General features: G+C 38.3%; 12 protein-coding genes. 8 read left to right on the forward strand and 4 right to left on the reverse strand.

Annotation, left to right across the window (positions count from 1 at the left end; translation table 11 throughout):
• The first annotated feature begins 74 nt into the window (after positions 1 to 74).
• Positions 75 to 1460: a DNA repair protein RadA gene (gene radA / locus ORI89_RS03070; RefSeq protein ID WP_268228957.1), complete on the forward strand. Its 1386-nt coding sequence runs from the start codon at positions 75 to 77 to the stop codon at positions 1458 to 1460.
• On the opposite strand, the gene ORI89_RS03075 is transcribed toward radA, so the two are convergent.
• Positions 1457 to 3214 carry a serine hydrolase domain-containing protein gene (locus ORI89_RS03075; RefSeq protein WP_268228958.1) on the reverse strand — a complete coding sequence of 586 codons (1758 nt, stop codon included), beginning with the start codon at positions 3212 to 3214 and terminating at the stop codon, positions 1457 to 1459. The genes radA and ORI89_RS03075 overlap by 4 nt on opposite strands.
• Before the next feature lie 69 nt (positions 3215 to 3283).
• Between ORI89_RS03075 and xseA the strand changes: the two genes are divergently transcribed.
• The 6 genes from xseA (at position 3284) to ORI89_RS03105 (ending at position 10656) form a co-directional block, all read left to right on the forward strand.
• A complete protein-coding gene (gene xseA, locus ORI89_RS03080; RefSeq protein WP_268228959.1) occupies positions 3284 to 4549 on the forward strand; it encodes an exodeoxyribonuclease VII large subunit in 1266 nt (421 codons plus the stop codon).
• On the forward strand, positions 4546 to 4782 hold the full coding sequence (gene xseB, locus ORI89_RS03085) for an exodeoxyribonuclease VII small subunit (RefSeq protein ID WP_268228960.1): 237 nt from the start codon (positions 4546 to 4548) through the stop codon (positions 4780 to 4782). Before xseA ends, xseB begins: the two co-directional genes overlap by 4 nt.
• Positions 4783 to 4858: 76 nt before the next feature.
• The gene (locus tag ORI89_RS03090) at positions 4859 to 5593 is read left to right on the forward strand and encodes a YoaK family protein (RefSeq protein ID WP_268228961.1); all 735 of its coding nucleotides are present in this window, start codon (positions 4859 to 4861) and stop codon (positions 5591 to 5593) included.
• An 84-nt stretch (positions 5594 to 5677) separates the two neighbouring features.
• A complete protein-coding gene (uvrA, locus tag ORI89_RS03095) occupies positions 5678 to 8491 on the forward strand; it encodes an excinuclease ABC subunit UvrA (protein ID WP_268228962.1) in 2814 nt (937 codons plus the stop codon).
• Positions 8492 to 8504: 13 nt separating this feature from the next.
• The gene (gene pafA / locus ORI89_RS03100) at positions 8505 to 10145 is read left to right on the forward strand and encodes an alkaline phosphatase PafA (RefSeq protein ID WP_268228963.1); all 1641 of its coding nucleotides are present in this window, start codon (positions 8505 to 8507) and stop codon (positions 10143 to 10145) included.
• Positions 10146 to 10206: 61 nt separating this feature from the next.
• Entirely contained in the window at positions 10207 to 10656 is a 450-nt protein-coding gene (locus tag ORI89_RS03105; protein ID WP_268228964.1) for an RrF2 family transcriptional regulator, read from the forward strand.
• Between the two features lie 81 nt (positions 10657 to 10737).
• Here ORI89_RS03105 and ORI89_RS03110 read toward each other — a convergent pair whose 3' ends face one another.
• Entirely contained in the window at positions 10738 to 12039 is a 1302-nt protein-coding gene (locus ORI89_RS03110) for a UDP-N-acetylmuramoyl-tripeptide--D-alanyl-D-alanine ligase (RefSeq protein ID WP_268228965.1), read from the reverse strand.
• 117 nt (positions 12040 to 12156) lie between these two features.
• Positions 12157 to 13029, reverse strand: a complete 873-nt coding sequence (locus ORI89_RS03115) for an SMP-30/gluconolactonase/LRE family protein (RefSeq protein ID WP_268228966.1) — start codon at positions 13027 to 13029, stop codon at positions 12157 to 12159.
• 410 nt (positions 13030 to 13439) lie between these two features.
• On the opposite strand from ORI89_RS03115, the gene uxaC reads away from it, so the two are divergent.
• Complete coding sequence (gene uxaC, locus ORI89_RS03120) at positions 13440 to 14843, forward strand: glucuronate isomerase (RefSeq protein WP_268228967.1); 1404 nt, start codon at positions 13440 to 13442, stop codon at positions 14841 to 14843.
• A 79-nt stretch (positions 14844 to 14922) separates the two neighbouring features.
• Here uxaC and ORI89_RS03125 read toward each other — a convergent pair whose 3' ends face one another.
• Positions 14923 to 17343, reverse strand: a complete 2421-nt coding sequence (locus tag ORI89_RS03125) for an outer membrane beta-barrel family protein (RefSeq protein ID WP_268228968.1) — start codon at positions 17341 to 17343, stop codon at positions 14923 to 14925.
• Between the last annotated feature and the right edge of the window lie 25 nt (positions 17344 to 17368).

Raw genomic sequence — 17368 nt, forward strand, 5'->3', positions numbered from 1 at the left:
TATGTCGTAAAGAAAGTAAATTAGTTACACTTACATTTCACAAAATAGTCTTCTCTTTTTGTTAATTTCGTGAAATGGCAAAATCAAAATCGGCATATTTCTGCCAAGAGTGTGGTTACGAATCTGCAAAATGGCTCGGGCAATGTCCCTCGTGTAAACAATGGAACACGATGGTAGAGGAGGTGGTGGAAAAAACGGGCTCAAAAATACCAGAGTGGCGCAGCTCTACATCTGCCAACAGCACGAAGCGAGCAAATAAAGCCGCCGTTATTAATGAAATTGTATATCAGGATGAACAGCGTATCCAAACTCCAGACCGAGAGTTTAACCGAGTCCTTGGCGGCGGTATAGTACCTGGATCTATGGTCCTGATCGGTGGAGAACCGGGGATTGGCAAATCCACACTCATGCTTCAGCTTGCACTGTCTATTCCTGCTGTTAAAACGCTTTATATATCAGGAGAAGAAAGTGAACAACAAATAAAAATGCGTGCCGAACGCCTATCACAAAACTCAACGGCAAACTGTTATATTCTAACAGAAACTGCTACACAAAATATATTCAAACAAATAGAAGTTGTCAAACCTGATTTAGTAGTTATAGATTCTATACAGACCTTACACTCTTCGCAGATCGAATCTGCCCCGGGCTCTGTGTCACAGGTACGAGAATGTACGGCCGAACTTTTAAGATTCGCTAAAGAAACATCAACACCGGTGTTAATTGTCGGACACATCACCAAAGACGGATCCATAGCGGGACCAAAGGTCCTAGAACACATGGTCGATACTGTGTTGCAGTTTGAAGGAGATAGACACCATGTATACCGTATTCTACGATCAGTAAAAAATCGTTTCGGCTCCTCTTCCGAGCTGGGAATTTACGAGATGCAAGGCTCTGGCCTGCGGGAGGTTTCAAACCCCTCAGAAATTATGCTTTCCCAGCGAGAAGCACCCGTAAGCGGCGTTGCTATTGCGGCGATGTTAGAAGGTGTACGCCCTATTATGATCGAAGTGCAAGCGCTAGTCAGCAACTCTGCCTTCGGCACACCCCAACGGACATCAACAGGCTTTGACACAAAAAGATTAAGCATGTTACTAGCTGTATTAGAAAAACGGTTCGGCTTTCGTCTCAGTGCACAAGATGTGTTCTTAAATATTGCAGGAGGCATCCGAGTTGAAGACCCAGCGATTGACCTATCTGTAATTGCCGCACTTATTTCCTCACAACAAGATATTCCGCTAGCCAGTCAACTCGCTTTTGCAGGAGAAGTAGGCCTTTCAGGAGAAATTAGAGCAGTAAACCGTATTGAACAACGTATAGCTGAAGCCGAAAAATTAGGCTTTGAAGGAATATTCATTTCTAAATATAATACGAAAGGTCTGGATGCAAAAAAATATAACATTGCTATTCGACCAATGGCAACTTTAGAAGATCTTTTCCGAGCCTTGTTCGGCTAAAAATCAGCTACAAAATCGTAAATCACATCTTGTATGCGACTTCTTATATTAAGATCAAATAGTTTGTTTGTAACCTGAGGGTGTACTCTATTGGATAAAAAAATGTATATAAGTTGATTTTCGGGATCAATCCACAAGGCAGTCCCTGTATAGCCTGTATGGCCAAAGACGGACGCCCCTGCTTTTTTGGAAGGATACCCGCTTTTCGATGTCGTATCGGCTCGATCAAACCCTAAACCCCGTCGGCTTGTTTGCGACTGCTTCGAGGTGAAAAGATCAACCGTTTCCGGTTGAAAGTATCGAGTGCCACCATATGCCCCTCTATTTAATAGCATTTGCGCATAGATGGCTAAATCATTGGCTGACGCAAAAAGACCTGCATGGCCTGCTACACCGCCCGCCATAGCAGCCCCTTCATCGTGCACATATCCCTGCAATAATACTTTACGAAAAGAAGTATCATGCTGTGTTGGTACGATACGCTCTTTATCAAATCGTTCCCTTGGCTTAAAACCAGTAGTTTGCATACCTAGAGGTCTATACAAAAGTTCATCGGCATAACTGTCTATAGGTCTATGGGTCAAGGCCTCTGCAAGTTCCTTCATCATATACATACTAATATCACTATACAGATAGCTACCTTGCTTGCCTAGTTTAGACCTTAGCATTTCCGGCCACATAATATCTTCATAGTAGTTATTACGCAAATATGCACTATCAGCGACCTTAACAAGATGGTGTTCATCTTCCTCTTGCTGCAAATCCCCCACTTTAAGAGCACGATAGAATGGAATAAAAGGTGTAAAACCCGCTTCATGCAACAATACACTACGTAAGCTAATGGATGCTTTATCGGTGTTTTTAAGTGCGGGAATATAATGTGAAACAGGAGTGTCTAATTGGATGAGTTTGTCATCATAAAGACGCATGATAATGGGGGTTGTCGCTACAATTTTACTAATGGAGGCCAAGTCAAAAATATCAGTGGCCTTAGTAGGTTCATTGTCCGAATAAGTATGTTTACCGTAAGCTTTATTAAATAGAACCTGCCCATCTTTAAGCGCAAGTACCACCATTCCCGGTGTTGCCTGAGCATGTATGGCTTCTTCTGCAACAGCGTCAATCTTTAAGAGCATTTGCATTGCCTTAGCATTGTCATTCAACAACGAGGAGTATTGTTGTATGCGGGTCTGTTCTGTTTTGTTGCTTCCCTGGGTTATGGCAGCTCCGCCGAACAGAGACATTGCTGCATGACACTGTCCTTCTTCTCGGGCGTCTGGTTGCGCAAGCAGAGCAAAACGTGAAGACAGATCTTTCCTTCTTTGATTCACAATAGCCACTTCATCAAAAGCAACAAAGACTATATTAATCTTTTTCTCCACTGCTCTTTTAAGCAGGCCGTCAGAAGCATCGCTCAATTCTGCCATGCTTCCCACCACAATGAGCATATTATATTTCTTTTCACTATTTAAATACTCTAAGAAACTATAACTATCAACCTCTGTATAAAGCTTAGCCACTTGCACAAAACGCTCGTACTTCTCCATATCCGATCCCAGTACTGCAATTTTCAACTGATCAAGCCCGACGAATGGTATTCCTTTCTGTTTATTTTCTAACAACACAGTAGTATTAACAAGCGTTTGCTTGTATTGACCAAAAACAGCTTGACCAAAAAGCACTATGCATAAAAAAATAAAGCTTCGAAAAGTAGCACATAAACTCATAACTATACTGTTTACAATGTATATCATAAATCTATAAAATAAATCTCAAAGTGAACAAGTCATCGATAAACAACAGATTAATTCTATCTTTGATGTATGCCAGAGCTTATAGATAATAAAACTATTTTCTCTCTTTTAGAGGTTTCTCGAAGCATTCAAAAAACAATAGCCGAACGCTACAGGAGTCTTTATTGGATTAAAGCCGAGATGAACAAACTCAATCATTATTCTCACTCCGGGCATTGCTACCCAGAACTGGTTGAAAAGAAAGATGGAAGAATTGTCGCCGAAATACGATCTGTTCTCTGGAAATCGGACTATCAGCGTATTAACAAATTATTCTTAGACCTTCTTGGCGAGCCCTTACGCGAAGGTATTACTATACTATTTCAAGCTGGTGTATCTTATGACCCTATGTACGGGCTAAGTTTAAAAATAGTAGATATTGATCCTACGTTTGTTCTGGGGGAGCTTGAAAAAGAAAAAAAAGAGAGTATTGCTAAACTAAAACAAGAAGGTTTATTTGACGCCAACCGTCAATTGCCATTTCCGACCCTAGCAAAAAGGCTTGCCATCATTTCCGTCGAAACGAGCAAAGGTTTATCTGATTTTTTTAAAATAATTAAACATAACCCTTGGGGCTATCACTTTGAGTATACCCTATACCCAGCCTTATTACAAGGGGACAAATCTATCCCTTCTATTATCAATCAGTTAGCTGTTATTGCAGAGCATACAGATAAATACGACACTGTGGCTATTATTCGAGGAGGAGGAGGAGAGGTGGGGTTATCGTCATACAATAACTACCTTTTAGCAAAAGCAATAGCTATCTTTCCAATTCCCGTTATTACGGGAATTGGACACTCAACCAATGAGACCGTTAGTGAAATGGTAGCTTATAAAAATGCCATTACCCCCAGTGAATTAGCCGATTTTTTAATTCAAAAATTTCACAACTTTGCCATACCTATTGATGAGGCACAGCGCCGCATATTACAAGCTGTGCAAAATAAATTTGAAAAGGAATATTTCCTTTTAAAACAATTTTCAGAAACTATATCCTGGAACAGCAAGTCTCTTTTAGCCCGTGCCAATAACATACTTACCCAGACAGAAGTGGCACTAAAAAACGGGGGCAAACAACTTTTGAAAGAACAATTTATGCACCTAGAGAACAGCCAACGATTGCTAAAACTTGCTGACCCGAAAGAACTATTAAAACGTGGCTTCAGTATCAGTCGAATAAATAATAAAGCAATCACAGAGACAAAGAGATTAAAACCTGAGGACACCATAGAAATAGAGCTGTTCTCCGGAAAAATAACAGCACGTATTACTACTAAACACGACGAGCAATGACAAAAGAATACACATACAACGATGCATTTGAAGAGCTTCAGGCCATAGTTAACGCTATTGAAACAGGAGAAACGAGTGTCGATGAATTAACAGAAAAAATCCGCCGAGCCTCCGAGCTGATTCTCATCTGTAAAACTAAACTCACAGCCTCAGAAGAAGAGGTGGACAAGCTGCTTGCTCAATTGGTTAACAACGAAAAAAGTAACACGGACGCTCTCAGTGAAGAGGAATAGCTTCAAATAATACAACATTCGCTTTTCATATTTTTATTGGATAACTTTAAGACTCATTAATCAGCGAGCACTATCTATGTTTAAACATGTTGGCGCACGACGTACTTTCTCTCACAACCTCCGATTGGCATCTTTATTATCTGCCGTTGCAGGGATGGTAAATATATGCGGCCTATTATCTTTTAATACATTAACAACAAACGTCACCGGACACATCACACTGTTATCTGAGGAAATTTATTTAGAAGATTATTCTTTAGCATTTATTTTCTTCATGTATGTACTATGCTTCCTTCTCGGAGCTTTTACATCTGGCTTATTAATGGAACATTTTTCTCAAAGAGGTCCACGTTATACCTACATTACACCTATCACTATGGAGTTATGCCTCCTAATTCTTGTAGCTCTATCTCCCCTTACCAAGTATATTAACTACAATATTTCACCTTTGTTCTTATCATGCATTTTACTGTTTTCTATGGGCTTGCAAAATGCTCTAGTTACAAAGATTTCTCGCTCTGTGGTCAGGACAACACATCTGACAGGTTTATTCACAGATTTAGGCCTTGATTTATCTCGCTTAGTTTTCCGGAAAGAACAGGTAGCTTTACACACAACCCGTAAAGACGCTAAACTGAAAATTATTATTATTTTATTTTTCTTCGGAGGAGGAGTACTAGCCGCTTTTGCGTATCCTTCCCTTAAAGTAAAAACACTTTTTCTCCCGGCTTTATTATTGGCATTCACATTATGGTATGATAATATTTTGTTCCGTTACACACGTATACTGAGAAAGTTACAAGGAAGATAACTTACCATACCATAGCTTACGATTACATAATAAGCCCATACGTTTTTGAGTTTATAACTCAAAGTTTACTTAACTTTGTAGCGTATGTCAAACAAATCGGAAGAAAACGCCAAATCCTATATACAAATTAAAGGTGCGCGTGTGAACAACCTTAAAAATATTGATGTTAATATCCCTAAAAACAAACTTATTGTCATAACGGGTATGTCCGGTTCGGGCAAATCATCGCTCGCCTTCGACACACTTTATGCGGAGGGACAGCGTCGCTACGTAGAAAGCTTATCGGCCTATGCTCGTCAATTTATGGGGCGCATGCATAAACCTGAAGTGGATTATATAAAAGGCATTGCCCCTGCTATTGCTATTGAACAAAAGGTAATTACATCAAACCCCCGTTCTACGGTGGGGACATCAACAGAAATATACGACTATTTAAAATTATTATTTGCACGTATAGGTAAGACATACTCCCCTATATCAGGGGATATTGTAAAAAAAGACTCTGTTTCCAGTATCATTGATGAATTGATGCTAGAGCCAGAGGACAGTACAGTGACCTTATTTGCTGGGTTGAGCGCTTCAAGCGGTAGAAAACTGAAAGAAGAACTTTCTTTACTGCTACAGAAAGGCTTTGTTCGTGTTTTATTTGAAGACAGTATACAGAAGATAGAGGATATTATAGAAGATAAAACGATAAAAAATCGTAGCTTCAAAGATGAGGAGATACAAATTGTTATTGACCGTATACGCTTAGATAAAGAAGAAGAAACTTATAGTAGAATAGCGGATTCATTACAAACGGCATTTTTTGAAGGAAAAGGAGAGTGTTTTGTTCAAGTAAATGAAGAAAAAAAGCATTATTCAGATAAGTTTGAGTTGGACGGGATCACTTTTGAAGAGCCCACTCCTAACTTTTTCAGCTTTAATAATCCTTATGGAGCGTGTAAACGCTGTGAAGGCTATGGGAAAGTGGTGGGCATAGACCCAGACCTAGTTATTCCTGATAAAAGCAAATCGGTATATGATGGTGCAATTGCCCCTTGGCGAGGTGAAAAAATGGGCGAATGGTTGGACAAATTAATAAAAACAGCTTTAAAGTTTGATTTTCCTATACACCGTTCCTATTCGGATTTAACCAAAGAGCAACAAGAGCTGTTATGGACCGGCAATAAATATTTTGAAGGTCTGAACGACTTTTTTATCGATCTCGAAAAACAGACTTACAAAATTCAATACCGCGTAATGCTGTCGAGGTACCGAGGAAAAACCACTTGCCCGGACTGCTTAGGCACGCGTCTACGAAAAGATGCTACGTATGTAAAAATACAGGGGAAATCAATCATCGATATTGTACTTCTCCCCCTAGATGAGGCCTTGGCGATATTTAAAGCACTTTCACTTACTGACAATGAGCAAATAATTGCTAAACGTCTTCTAGCTGAAATTATAAATAGGCTTCAATTTTTATGTGATGTAGGCTTAAGCTACCTGACCCTAAACCGTCTAAGCAACACACTATCTGGAGGGGAATCTCAACGAATCAATTTAGCAACTTCATTAGGAAGTTCCTTAGTAGGATCTATATATGTACTCGACGAGCCTAGTATTGGCTTACATCCCCGAGACACGCAACGGCTAATCACCGTTTTAAAGTCTTTACGTGATATCGGCAATACGGTTATCGTGGTAGAGCATGAACAAGAAATGATGGAAGCTGCTGATTATTTAATCGATATTGGTCCGGAAGCTGGCGTTAATGGTGGAAAACTTGTATTTGCTGGTACTTATGATGAAATCTTGAAAGATAATAAAAGCTTAACGGGCAAATACCTAAATGGTGACCTCTTTATACCAATACCTACCCAACGTCGTAAATGGACAGAAAAACTTGTGGTCAAAGGTGCTTGGGAAAACAATCTACAGGGCATTGACGTTACATTTCCTCTTCACACTTTTACTGTGGTAACAGGTGTCTCAGGTTCAGGAAAAACCTCTTTAGTAAAGCGTATTCTTTACCCTGCACTACAAAAAGCTATTGGCAGTTATTCGGGAGAGCAAACAGGGATATTTGATAGTCTTGAGGGGGACATAGATATCATCGAGCAAGTTGAAATGATTGATCAAAACCCAATCGGCCGATCATCGAGATCAAACCCGGTAACCTATGTAAAAGGTTGGGATGAGATACGAGCAGTTTTTGCTGCTTTACCAGCAGCAAAAGCAGCAGGCTTAAAACCATCAGCTTTCTCGTTTAATGTTGACGGAGGCCGTTGTGATATTTGCCAGGGAGATGGTGAGGTAAAAATAGAGATGCAATTTATGGCAGATATCTCTCTACCTTGCGAAGCATGTAATGGAAAACGCTTCAAACAACATGTACTCGACGTAACGTACAACGAAAAATCTGTAGCAGACATTTTAGAACTAAGCGTGGACGAAGCTATTGTTTTCTTTGCCGACCAGCCAAAAATAATTGCCAAAATACAACCTTTACAGGATGTTGGTCTAGGCTATGTTATGTTAGGACAACGTTCCAGCACGCTTTCGGGCGGAGAAGCTCAACGTATCAAACTTGCCTCTTTCTTAATAAAAGGGAACAATAGTAAACGCACCCTCTTTATTTTTGACGAGCCGACCACAGGCTTGCATTTTCATGACATTCAAAAATTACTAAGCGCTTTTAATGCCTTGATTAACCTGGGGAACAGCATCTTAGTCATAGAACACAATATGGAAATGATTAAAACTGCAGATTGGGTTATCGACATTGGTCCCGAGGGAGGAAACAAAGGAGGAAAGGTTGTTTTTACGGGTACACCCGAAGAATTGATAAATTGTAACGAATCTTATACAGGGAGATTCCTTAAAAATCACTTATCTTTAACCTCTCATTCCTAAAACGCAAATCATTATGAATTGGAGATTTCTTTGTACTAGCGCACTCGCGATAATTTTTTCTTTTCAAACATATGCACAACCAAAACGCCCTAAACTAATGGTTGGATTAATGGTAGACCAGATGCGGTGGGATTACCTTTATCGTTTTGCTAATCGTTATGGAGAGGGTGGTTTTAAACGCTTATTAAATGATGGATTTTCCTGTGAAAATACCGTAATAAATTATATTCCTACTTTTACAGCTATAGGTCACAGTTCTGTTTACACAGGCTCGGTTCCCTCTATACACGGGATAGCGGGTAACGATTGGATCATACAAGCAACAGGACAACCCATGTATTGCACCCAAGATGACTACGTAGAAGGCGTGGGGACTAATGAGCGTGATGGCAAACAATCGCCTCGAAATTTATTAACATCTACAGTAACAGATGAACTAAAGTTAGCAACCAACTTCCAGTCAAAAGTAATAGGTATTTCCATCAAAGATCGTGGCGGAATTTTACCTGCAGGACATTTTGCAAATGCAGCTTACTGGTTTGAAGCTAAATCTGGCAATTGGATAAGTAGTAGTTTTTATATGGAGCAGCTACCAGAGTGGGTAAATAGATTCAACAAAAAGAAGCTTCCTGAGCGCTATCTAAAAGAAGATTGGGCTACTTTGTATCCTATAGACACATACACACAAAGTATTGACGACGACAACCCCTACGAAGGAAAATGGCCCGGGGAAACTAGCCCTACACTCCCTAGAAAAACATCAGAGCTGATGAAAGACATAGGTTATGAACTTTTAAAAACAACACCACAGGGAAATAAATTCACACTGGATTTCGCGAAAACTGCTATTGAACAAGAGCAATTAGGGAGCAACCCTACAGGACACACAGATTTCTTATGTGTAAGCTTATCTTCCACGGATTATATCGGTCACCGTTATTCGCTATCATCTGTAGAAATTGAAGATACTTATCTACGCCTTGATCAAGAAATCGAAGAGTTCCTCAACTATTTAGATGAACATGTAGGCAAAGGTGAATATACTCTATTCCTAACCGCAGACCATGCTGTATCTTACAACCCTATGTATTATACAGATGAACGTGGAAACGGAGGATATTTCTTTTCACGTCAAGTACAACGTGACCTGAACACTTTATTGGAAGAAAATTTTGGCACAGACAAACTTGTTCGTAGTTTGATGAATTATCAAGTTCATTTAAATTACCCGGTGATTGATTCTTTAAAGTTAGACCGGACTAAGGTGAAGGAAACTATTATCAAACATCTTTATACAGTAGAAGGTGTTAACTATGTGGTGGACATGGAAGGAAACCAAAATATGTTTATTCCAGCACCAATTCAAGAGAAAATTATTAACGGTTACAATCGCCGAAACAGCGGCGCTATACAGATCGTAGCGGACCCTCAATGGTATGACAGTAGCCCTCGTTCAACTGGCACCACACACGGTGTTTGGTCACCATACGACTCCCACATACCTCTAGTTTTTATGGGCTGGGGAATAAAACAAGGTGTAAGTAATAAAGCTGTTCAAATTATCGATATCGCACCGACTATATCAGCACTTCTACACATTACCGAACCCAATGGAAGTATAGGAAAACCTATTGTTGAAGTACTTGGGCAATAGTTTATTAAAAGAACTTATTTGCGTATCTTTGCGGAAGTACAGAATTTTTAAGAACTAATTTATGCTTTCTAAGAAAACAAAATATGCAATTAAGGCCTTAATGGTGTTAGGTCGTAATTATGGCAATGATCCTATGCAGATTGTTAAGATAGCAGAGGAAGAGCGCATTCCCAAAAAGTTCTTAGAGCAGATACTTTTAGAAATGCGGAATGCTGGTATTCTGTATTCCAAGAAAGGTGCTGGAGGGGGATATAGTCTGAATAAAGCACCCGAAGACATTTACCTATCACAGGTTATGCGACTCATTGATGGCCCGATTGCCTTACTTCCTTGCGTGAGCTTAAACTTTTATCGCCCGTGTGATGAATGCGTTGAAGAACACGCCTGTGGTATTCGTGACACTTTCATTGATGTAAGAAACGCTATGCTGCAAATTTTAAATGACACAAATATCGCTCAGCTTATTGATAAGGAAAAAAGATTGTCTTTTAACTTAGAAGTAGAAGAATAAAAGGTATTAATTTAGTATAAACTACCGTTTGTTTTCAAAAACAAACGGTAGTTTAGTTTCCTGACTAAAACACAAAAAACTTTATAAAAGGTCAATAAGGTTTTCAAAAGCCATTCCTCTCGATGCTTTTAACAACACGGTACTATCCTTAATTGGAGAATTGGACAAGCCCTTTTTAGCATCATTAATATCTCTATAGAATTCGGCTCTCTCATTCTGTAGCGAAAAAAACATCTCTCCAACAAATATCACTCTACTCAATCCTAGACTTAGTGCTTTATCTAAAACACGTTGGTGTTCACCTTTTGATTCTTCTCCCATTTCAAACATATCTCCTAAAACAGCTACTTTATAAGTAGACTTTAAATGAGATAAATTATCTAACGCGGCTAACATACTACTCGAATTCGCATTATAATAATCTGCAATAATTCGATTTGTAGCAGTTTGAATCACTTGAGATCGATTATTTGTTGGTTTATAAATGTTTAAGCCTTTATTTATTTGTTCAGCTGTCAGTCCAAAATGATTTCCAACAGCAACTGAAGCTAAAATGTTTTCCAGATTATAAGTACCGGTAAGGTGGGTGTCAGCTGTATATTGATTAATAGCACCTTTCTTTTGCCAACAAACAGACAACATTGGATCAGCAGAAATCAATGTTCCCGTTATATCTTTTCCGGAACCTAAGCCGTAAGTTACCACTTCCTTCATCGACAAACCACCCAGCATATGGTGTAAGTGCTCATTATCCGCTTGTAAAAACAAAGTTCCTCCCTGATTTGATAGATAGTGATACAACTCAGCCTTTGTACTCTTTACTCCTTCAAAAGAGCCAAACCCTTCCAAATGCGCTTTACCTACATTTGTAATCAAACCATGACTGGGTTGGGCAATGCGGCACAAAAAATCTATTTCTCCCGGATGATTTGCCCCCATTTCTATTACCGCAATCTCTACCTCCTCGTCAATGCTTAATAATGTTAAAGGAACACCTATATGATTATTTAAGTTACCAGCGGTAGAAAACGTATTAAACCGAACAGAAAGTACAGAATTTAATAATTCTTTCGTTGTTGTCTTCCCATTTGTTCCGGTAATTCCAATAATCGGGATACGCAATTGACTTCTATGCACCTTGGCCAACTCTTGTAAAGATTGCAGCACATTGCTTACTACGATATATCGCTCATCTTTCGCATATTCTTCTTCATCTATAACAACTACTTTTGCTCCTTTTTCCAAAGCTAAATCAGCAAATTGATTAGCATTAAACCGATCACCTTTCAAAGCAAAAAACATAGAATTAGGCGCTATATTTCTTGTGTCTGTTGAAATAACGGGGTGTTTTTTATAAAGCTTGTAAAGTTCGTTATTGTTCATGATTAACCTCAATTCCGTATGCTCAAAAGTAATAAAAAAACTCGCATAGACTTCACTCTAAAAAAGAATGCGGTCACATGCGAGCTTCTATTTTCTCTAACAGCTCCAAAAAATCTATTACTTCAATTTATAAGCTTTTACACTATTACTATTAAATGTAGGTATGTACAGTGTGTTTGCTTCAGCATTAAAACCTAAATCAGCTGTGTTCATGACTCCACGTGTATCCTGTAACTTCTCTATCTCGCCATTGGCTTTAACATAATAGATCAATCCTGCCCAACAAGTAACTAAAAAGTCTCCCTCACCTACAGGCTCAAGACCATCACCGCCCTCTTCTAATCCCTTAGCAACAATACTTACCGTTTTATCAGCTTCAATTTTCCACAGTTCGGGCCCTACTAAAGCATACAGGCTACCATCTAAAAATTTCAGACCATTTACAGCTACTGCACTATCTATATATAAACTAACATTATCATTTTCAATAAGGTGTATTTTATTCGTACGTGTATCCGAAACGAAAACACGCCCCTGATTATCCACAGTTATATCATTCAGCATAACAGCTCCCGGCACCTCCACCTTGCTCACCTCCTTTCCTGAACTTACGTCAATCGCAGAAACGGAGGTCAAATCAGCCACATACAACAGGTTTTCATGTAACCCTAATCCTTTAGGTGCATCCATTCCCGTAAACCACTCTTTATTTTTTATACTCCCATCTATATTTAAAACAGCAATCCCGCCTTTGCCATCCCTCTCCATAGCATCGCCATCAATAAGCGAGACATATAAAACTTGATCTTTAGCCGAATAAAGAACGGACTCCGGAGTCGGCAGATCTTTCGTTTCCCACACTTCTTCTAATTGGTATTTTGTACCTTGTTCATTTGCCTGTACAGGGGTTTCTTTTTTTTTAGTCTCTCCTTGCATACAAGAAGTAAAACCCATCGAGAGTGTCAGACACACTACAAATAAATTTTTCATATATATAAAATTTGATTTTCATCTACTATATGGAATATCTGTTTCTTTTATTTATTGTTATTGTGTTTTAAAAACATGGATATTTCATATATATAATTATTTCATGAGCTTATAAGTGCGGTTTAATTTTCAACTACCCTATGAGATACCGATATTATCCGGATAAGTCATTTAACGCTAATAAATCGTTCTTTAAAATCATACCATCCATTAAAGAGTATTACCTTCCATAGCTATCTCTTTTACACCAAAGAAGGGTTTTTAACAGTTTGTCTATAAAATTAGTAGAATAAAAATACAATATAAGTATTAAACATCAATCGTTTTCGTAAATTATTTTTACATAATTATAGTATTATTGTTAAATAATTTTAAGTTTTGATAGAAATTCGCAATTAAGATTAGCAAACATGAAATTTTTAGGAGACAACTTTTTATTACAGAGTGATATTGCCGAAGAATTATACCATGCATATGTAAAGGATTTGCCCATTATAGATTATCATAATCATTTACCTCCAGTTGATGTTGCCGGCAACATCAATTTCAAAAACCTAACAGAGGCTTGGTTGTATGGCGATCATTATAAATGGAGAGCAATGCGTACAAACGGTATTGACGAGCACTACATTACCGGCAATGCTTCAGATGAAGAAAAATTCATGAAATGGGCAGAGACCATCCCTTACACGATGAGAAACCCACTTTATCACTGGACACATCTAGAGCTACAGCGTTATTTCGGCATCGACGAATTGCTCACCCCTTCTTCTGCAGCACGCATTTATGAAAATGCGAGCGCCCAATTAAAGGCAGATACACACAGTAGTCAAAACCTTCTGAAACAGATGAAGGTTGAAGTAATATGTACTACAGATGATCCTATAGACTCTTTAGAACATCATCAAGCATTCGCTAAGCAAAATGCTTCTTTTCAGATGTTTCCAGCGTTCCGACCTGATAAAGCAATGGCTATTGAGAACCTAACCAACTTTAACAACTATCTAGAGCAGCTAGAGAAGGTTAGCGGCATCTCCATTAACTCATTCCAGAGCTACTTAGATGCATTACACGCAAGACATGATTTTTTTGCTAGCCAAGGATGTTGCGTGTCTGATCATGGACTATCCCATGTATACGCTGAAGAATATACAGAAAGCGAAATCGTCGCCATTTTTGAAAGAGCAATACATCAAAAAAGTCTTTCAGAATTAGAAGTGCTAAAATTCAAATCAGCTATGTTAGTTTACTTCGCTGAATGGGATTTTGAAAAAAACTGGGTTCAACAATATCATGTAGGAGCTTTCAGAAACACAAACAGTCGTATGTTTTCAAAAATGGGTGCTGATAGCGGCTGGGACAGTATAGGTGATTTTAAACAAGGAGCTGCATTATGTAAATTTTTAGACCGGTTGGATAAGAAAGAAAAACTTACGAAAACAATTATTTACAATTTAAACTCAGCAGATAACGACTTATTTGCTGCCATGACAGGTAACTTTAATGATGGCACTGTTATTGGCAAAGTACAATATGGTTCAGCCTGGTGGTTCCATGATCAATTAGATGGAATGACAAAACAAATCAACTCTTTATCCAACATAGGACTTATAAGCCGATTCATTGGGATGCTTACAGATTCGCGCAGCTTGTTGTCCTTCCCTCGCCATGAATACTTTAGACGTCTATTATGCAACATCTTTGCTGAGGATATCAAGCAAGGTATTATACCTAACGATATTCCTTTTATTGGACAAATGCTCGCAGACATTTGTTATCATAATGCAAAAGCCTACTTTCCTTTCAAAAAATAGACTTAAAAATAAAGCAGTCAAATAAAGATAAGATAGCGTATGTCTTATCTTTATTTTCACTTCGATAGAAAACACTTCCCTATTGCGCTCTTGACTTCTCCTCAGAATCTGTATTGACTCTTCGCAATTGTTGCTTTAAACTTCCAAATTTATAGGTAAATGTCAATCGTACGGTACGATTATCATTATATTGCTTAATTAAAGAGTCAAACTCTCCAAAATTTGTTGATATATTATTCTTTTGTGTTTTAAATAAATCAGTACCCGCTAATTTTAAGGAACTTTTCTGATCTTTAAAATTATAATTAAAGCCTAAGTCAAGTCCCCAGCGCGCATGGATCTTATAGACGTTATATATAAAAGCACTGTTGTAGTTAGCAGACAACTCTGCTGATAAACTTTTTGACAAGCGAAAGTTATTGGTGCTTCGCCCTTGAAAAAATGCCTGTCCATCATTTAGGTACGATCCAGCTATAGGTCCTTTAAAATGCATATACACCAATGTCAAATTGTTATTCATCGTCCACACTTTCCCGATTTGTGCCGGTGCATTCACATTGAAATAAGAAGTCGAACTCTTACCTAAATTATCTCTTGTAATCCAGGTTTTACCACTCTCAGAATCCTGTCCTAAACTCTCAACCATAGCATCTTTTGTAAAATCAGCTCCTACGCTTAAATTAAACATCTTATAAAGTGTATAATTCATAGCAAACCCATCGGTGTACTGAGGCTTTAAATAGGGGTTACCACGCTGTGAAGTAAACTTATCAATGAAATATTCAAAAGGGTTTAAAAAACGATAATTAGGTCGTGAAACCTTCTTTGCATAACTTAACGAAAACACATGATTTTCAGTAGCAACGTAACCTACATTGGCTGACGGAAAAAGCTTAAAATAATCAGTTTTTTCGCGGCGACCTAAGGTTATCGAGTGGCCGTCAGAATCTGTGTGCTCTCCTCTAAAACCTAATTTTAAAGACCAAGATCCAAATTCACGACTATAATCTACATAAGCCGCAGAAACTTTTTCCTTATAAATAAAATAATTAGGTCTCCCTTCATACTCCTGCCAGACTCCATTTACAAAATGTTCAAACCCCAGATTGTTATCCGACTTCACATAGCTATACTTCAAGCCCACTTCCATTTTCCCTTTACCTATTGACTGCACGTAATCGGCTTTGGCCGCATAAATATCAATTTTCAAAGGCATACTGGAACGCTCAAGCTCAGGCTCATATAAAAGGACCCCAGTAGGATCAGTCGTACGGTAGTCAAAATTCATAGTGTTTTCATTTCTGAAAGCAGTCCAGTCGACATCAAATGTCAATTTCCTTCCGCTTGAATCAATTTTAAATTCATTATTAAAGTTCAAGGAATAACGATTAAAAGGTTCGTCAGTTTGTGTACTAGTATGCAAAATAGAATCTACTTTTATTCCGTCTGCCCCCATCTTAGTCAAACTATTACTGCTAGACTTCTCATCATAACGCATACCTGAAAACTGCATAAAAACAGTGTTCCGTTCAGATGTCTTATGCTCTAAACCTAATCGATAATTGTGCGTCTTATCATCATCAATCATGTCCGTGTTTTGATCAAAAACACGATTAACAATGTCCGATTTAACAACACGATTAATATTCAAATCATACTGTCTTTTATCGGAAGTAAAACCGTACATCCCAAAAAAAGATGTGTTATTCTTCTTATAATTAACACTCAATGAAGTGTTTCCACGCGCATGATTACCCTGTGCTGCACTTGCAATAAAAGTACCATTAATCCCCTCTAATCTATTCTTCTTTAAAACAATATTAATAGTTCCTATGGATCCTTCTGCATCATCCTTCGCCATTCGCCCTGTTCCTACTTCTACACTCTTAATCTGACTCCCATCCATCGCTTTAAGAAAAGATGCTAATTGATCCCCTGACATATAAGTCTGCCGACCGTCTATGGTTACATTTGCTCCTTGTTGCCCCATTAACAGAACATTTTCATCCTTATCCACACTAACCCCAGGTGCGCGTTGGAGAATATCTAAAGCATTATTACCCGCTGATAAAGTAGAGTTCTCTACATTTAACACCAACTTCCCATCACGCTGTTGAACTAAAGGAACTTTACCCTCAACCGTGACCTCATTAATAATATTAGCTTCCATGGCCAGCTTAAAAGTATCCATAACTAAGCTTTTTTCGCTCACTATAAAGCTATTCGAAACATACGCTGCATATCCAATGGAACTTGCCTGTATTACAAACTCACCTTTAGGCACAGTTTGCAAAGTATAAACACCTGTCCTGTCAGTTAGTGTTGTTTTAATAATAGCTTTGGTTTTAGCCGATAATAAATAGATAGAAACATTTTCAATAGGTCTTCCCTCTTCATTGTAAACCAAACCTTGCACTTGTAGTCGATCTTGAGCCCAAGCATTTGTTGTTACCAAAAGAAATAAAATGGCAACTAATATTTGTGTGTAGGTTTTACGCATTCGTATAGTTAGTTATATATAATAT

The sequence above is a fragment of the Sphingobacterium sp. UT-1RO-CII-1 genome, from assembly GCF_026711005.1.
GTDB lineage: Bacteria > Bacteroidota > Bacteroidia > Sphingobacteriales > Sphingobacteriaceae > Sphingobacterium.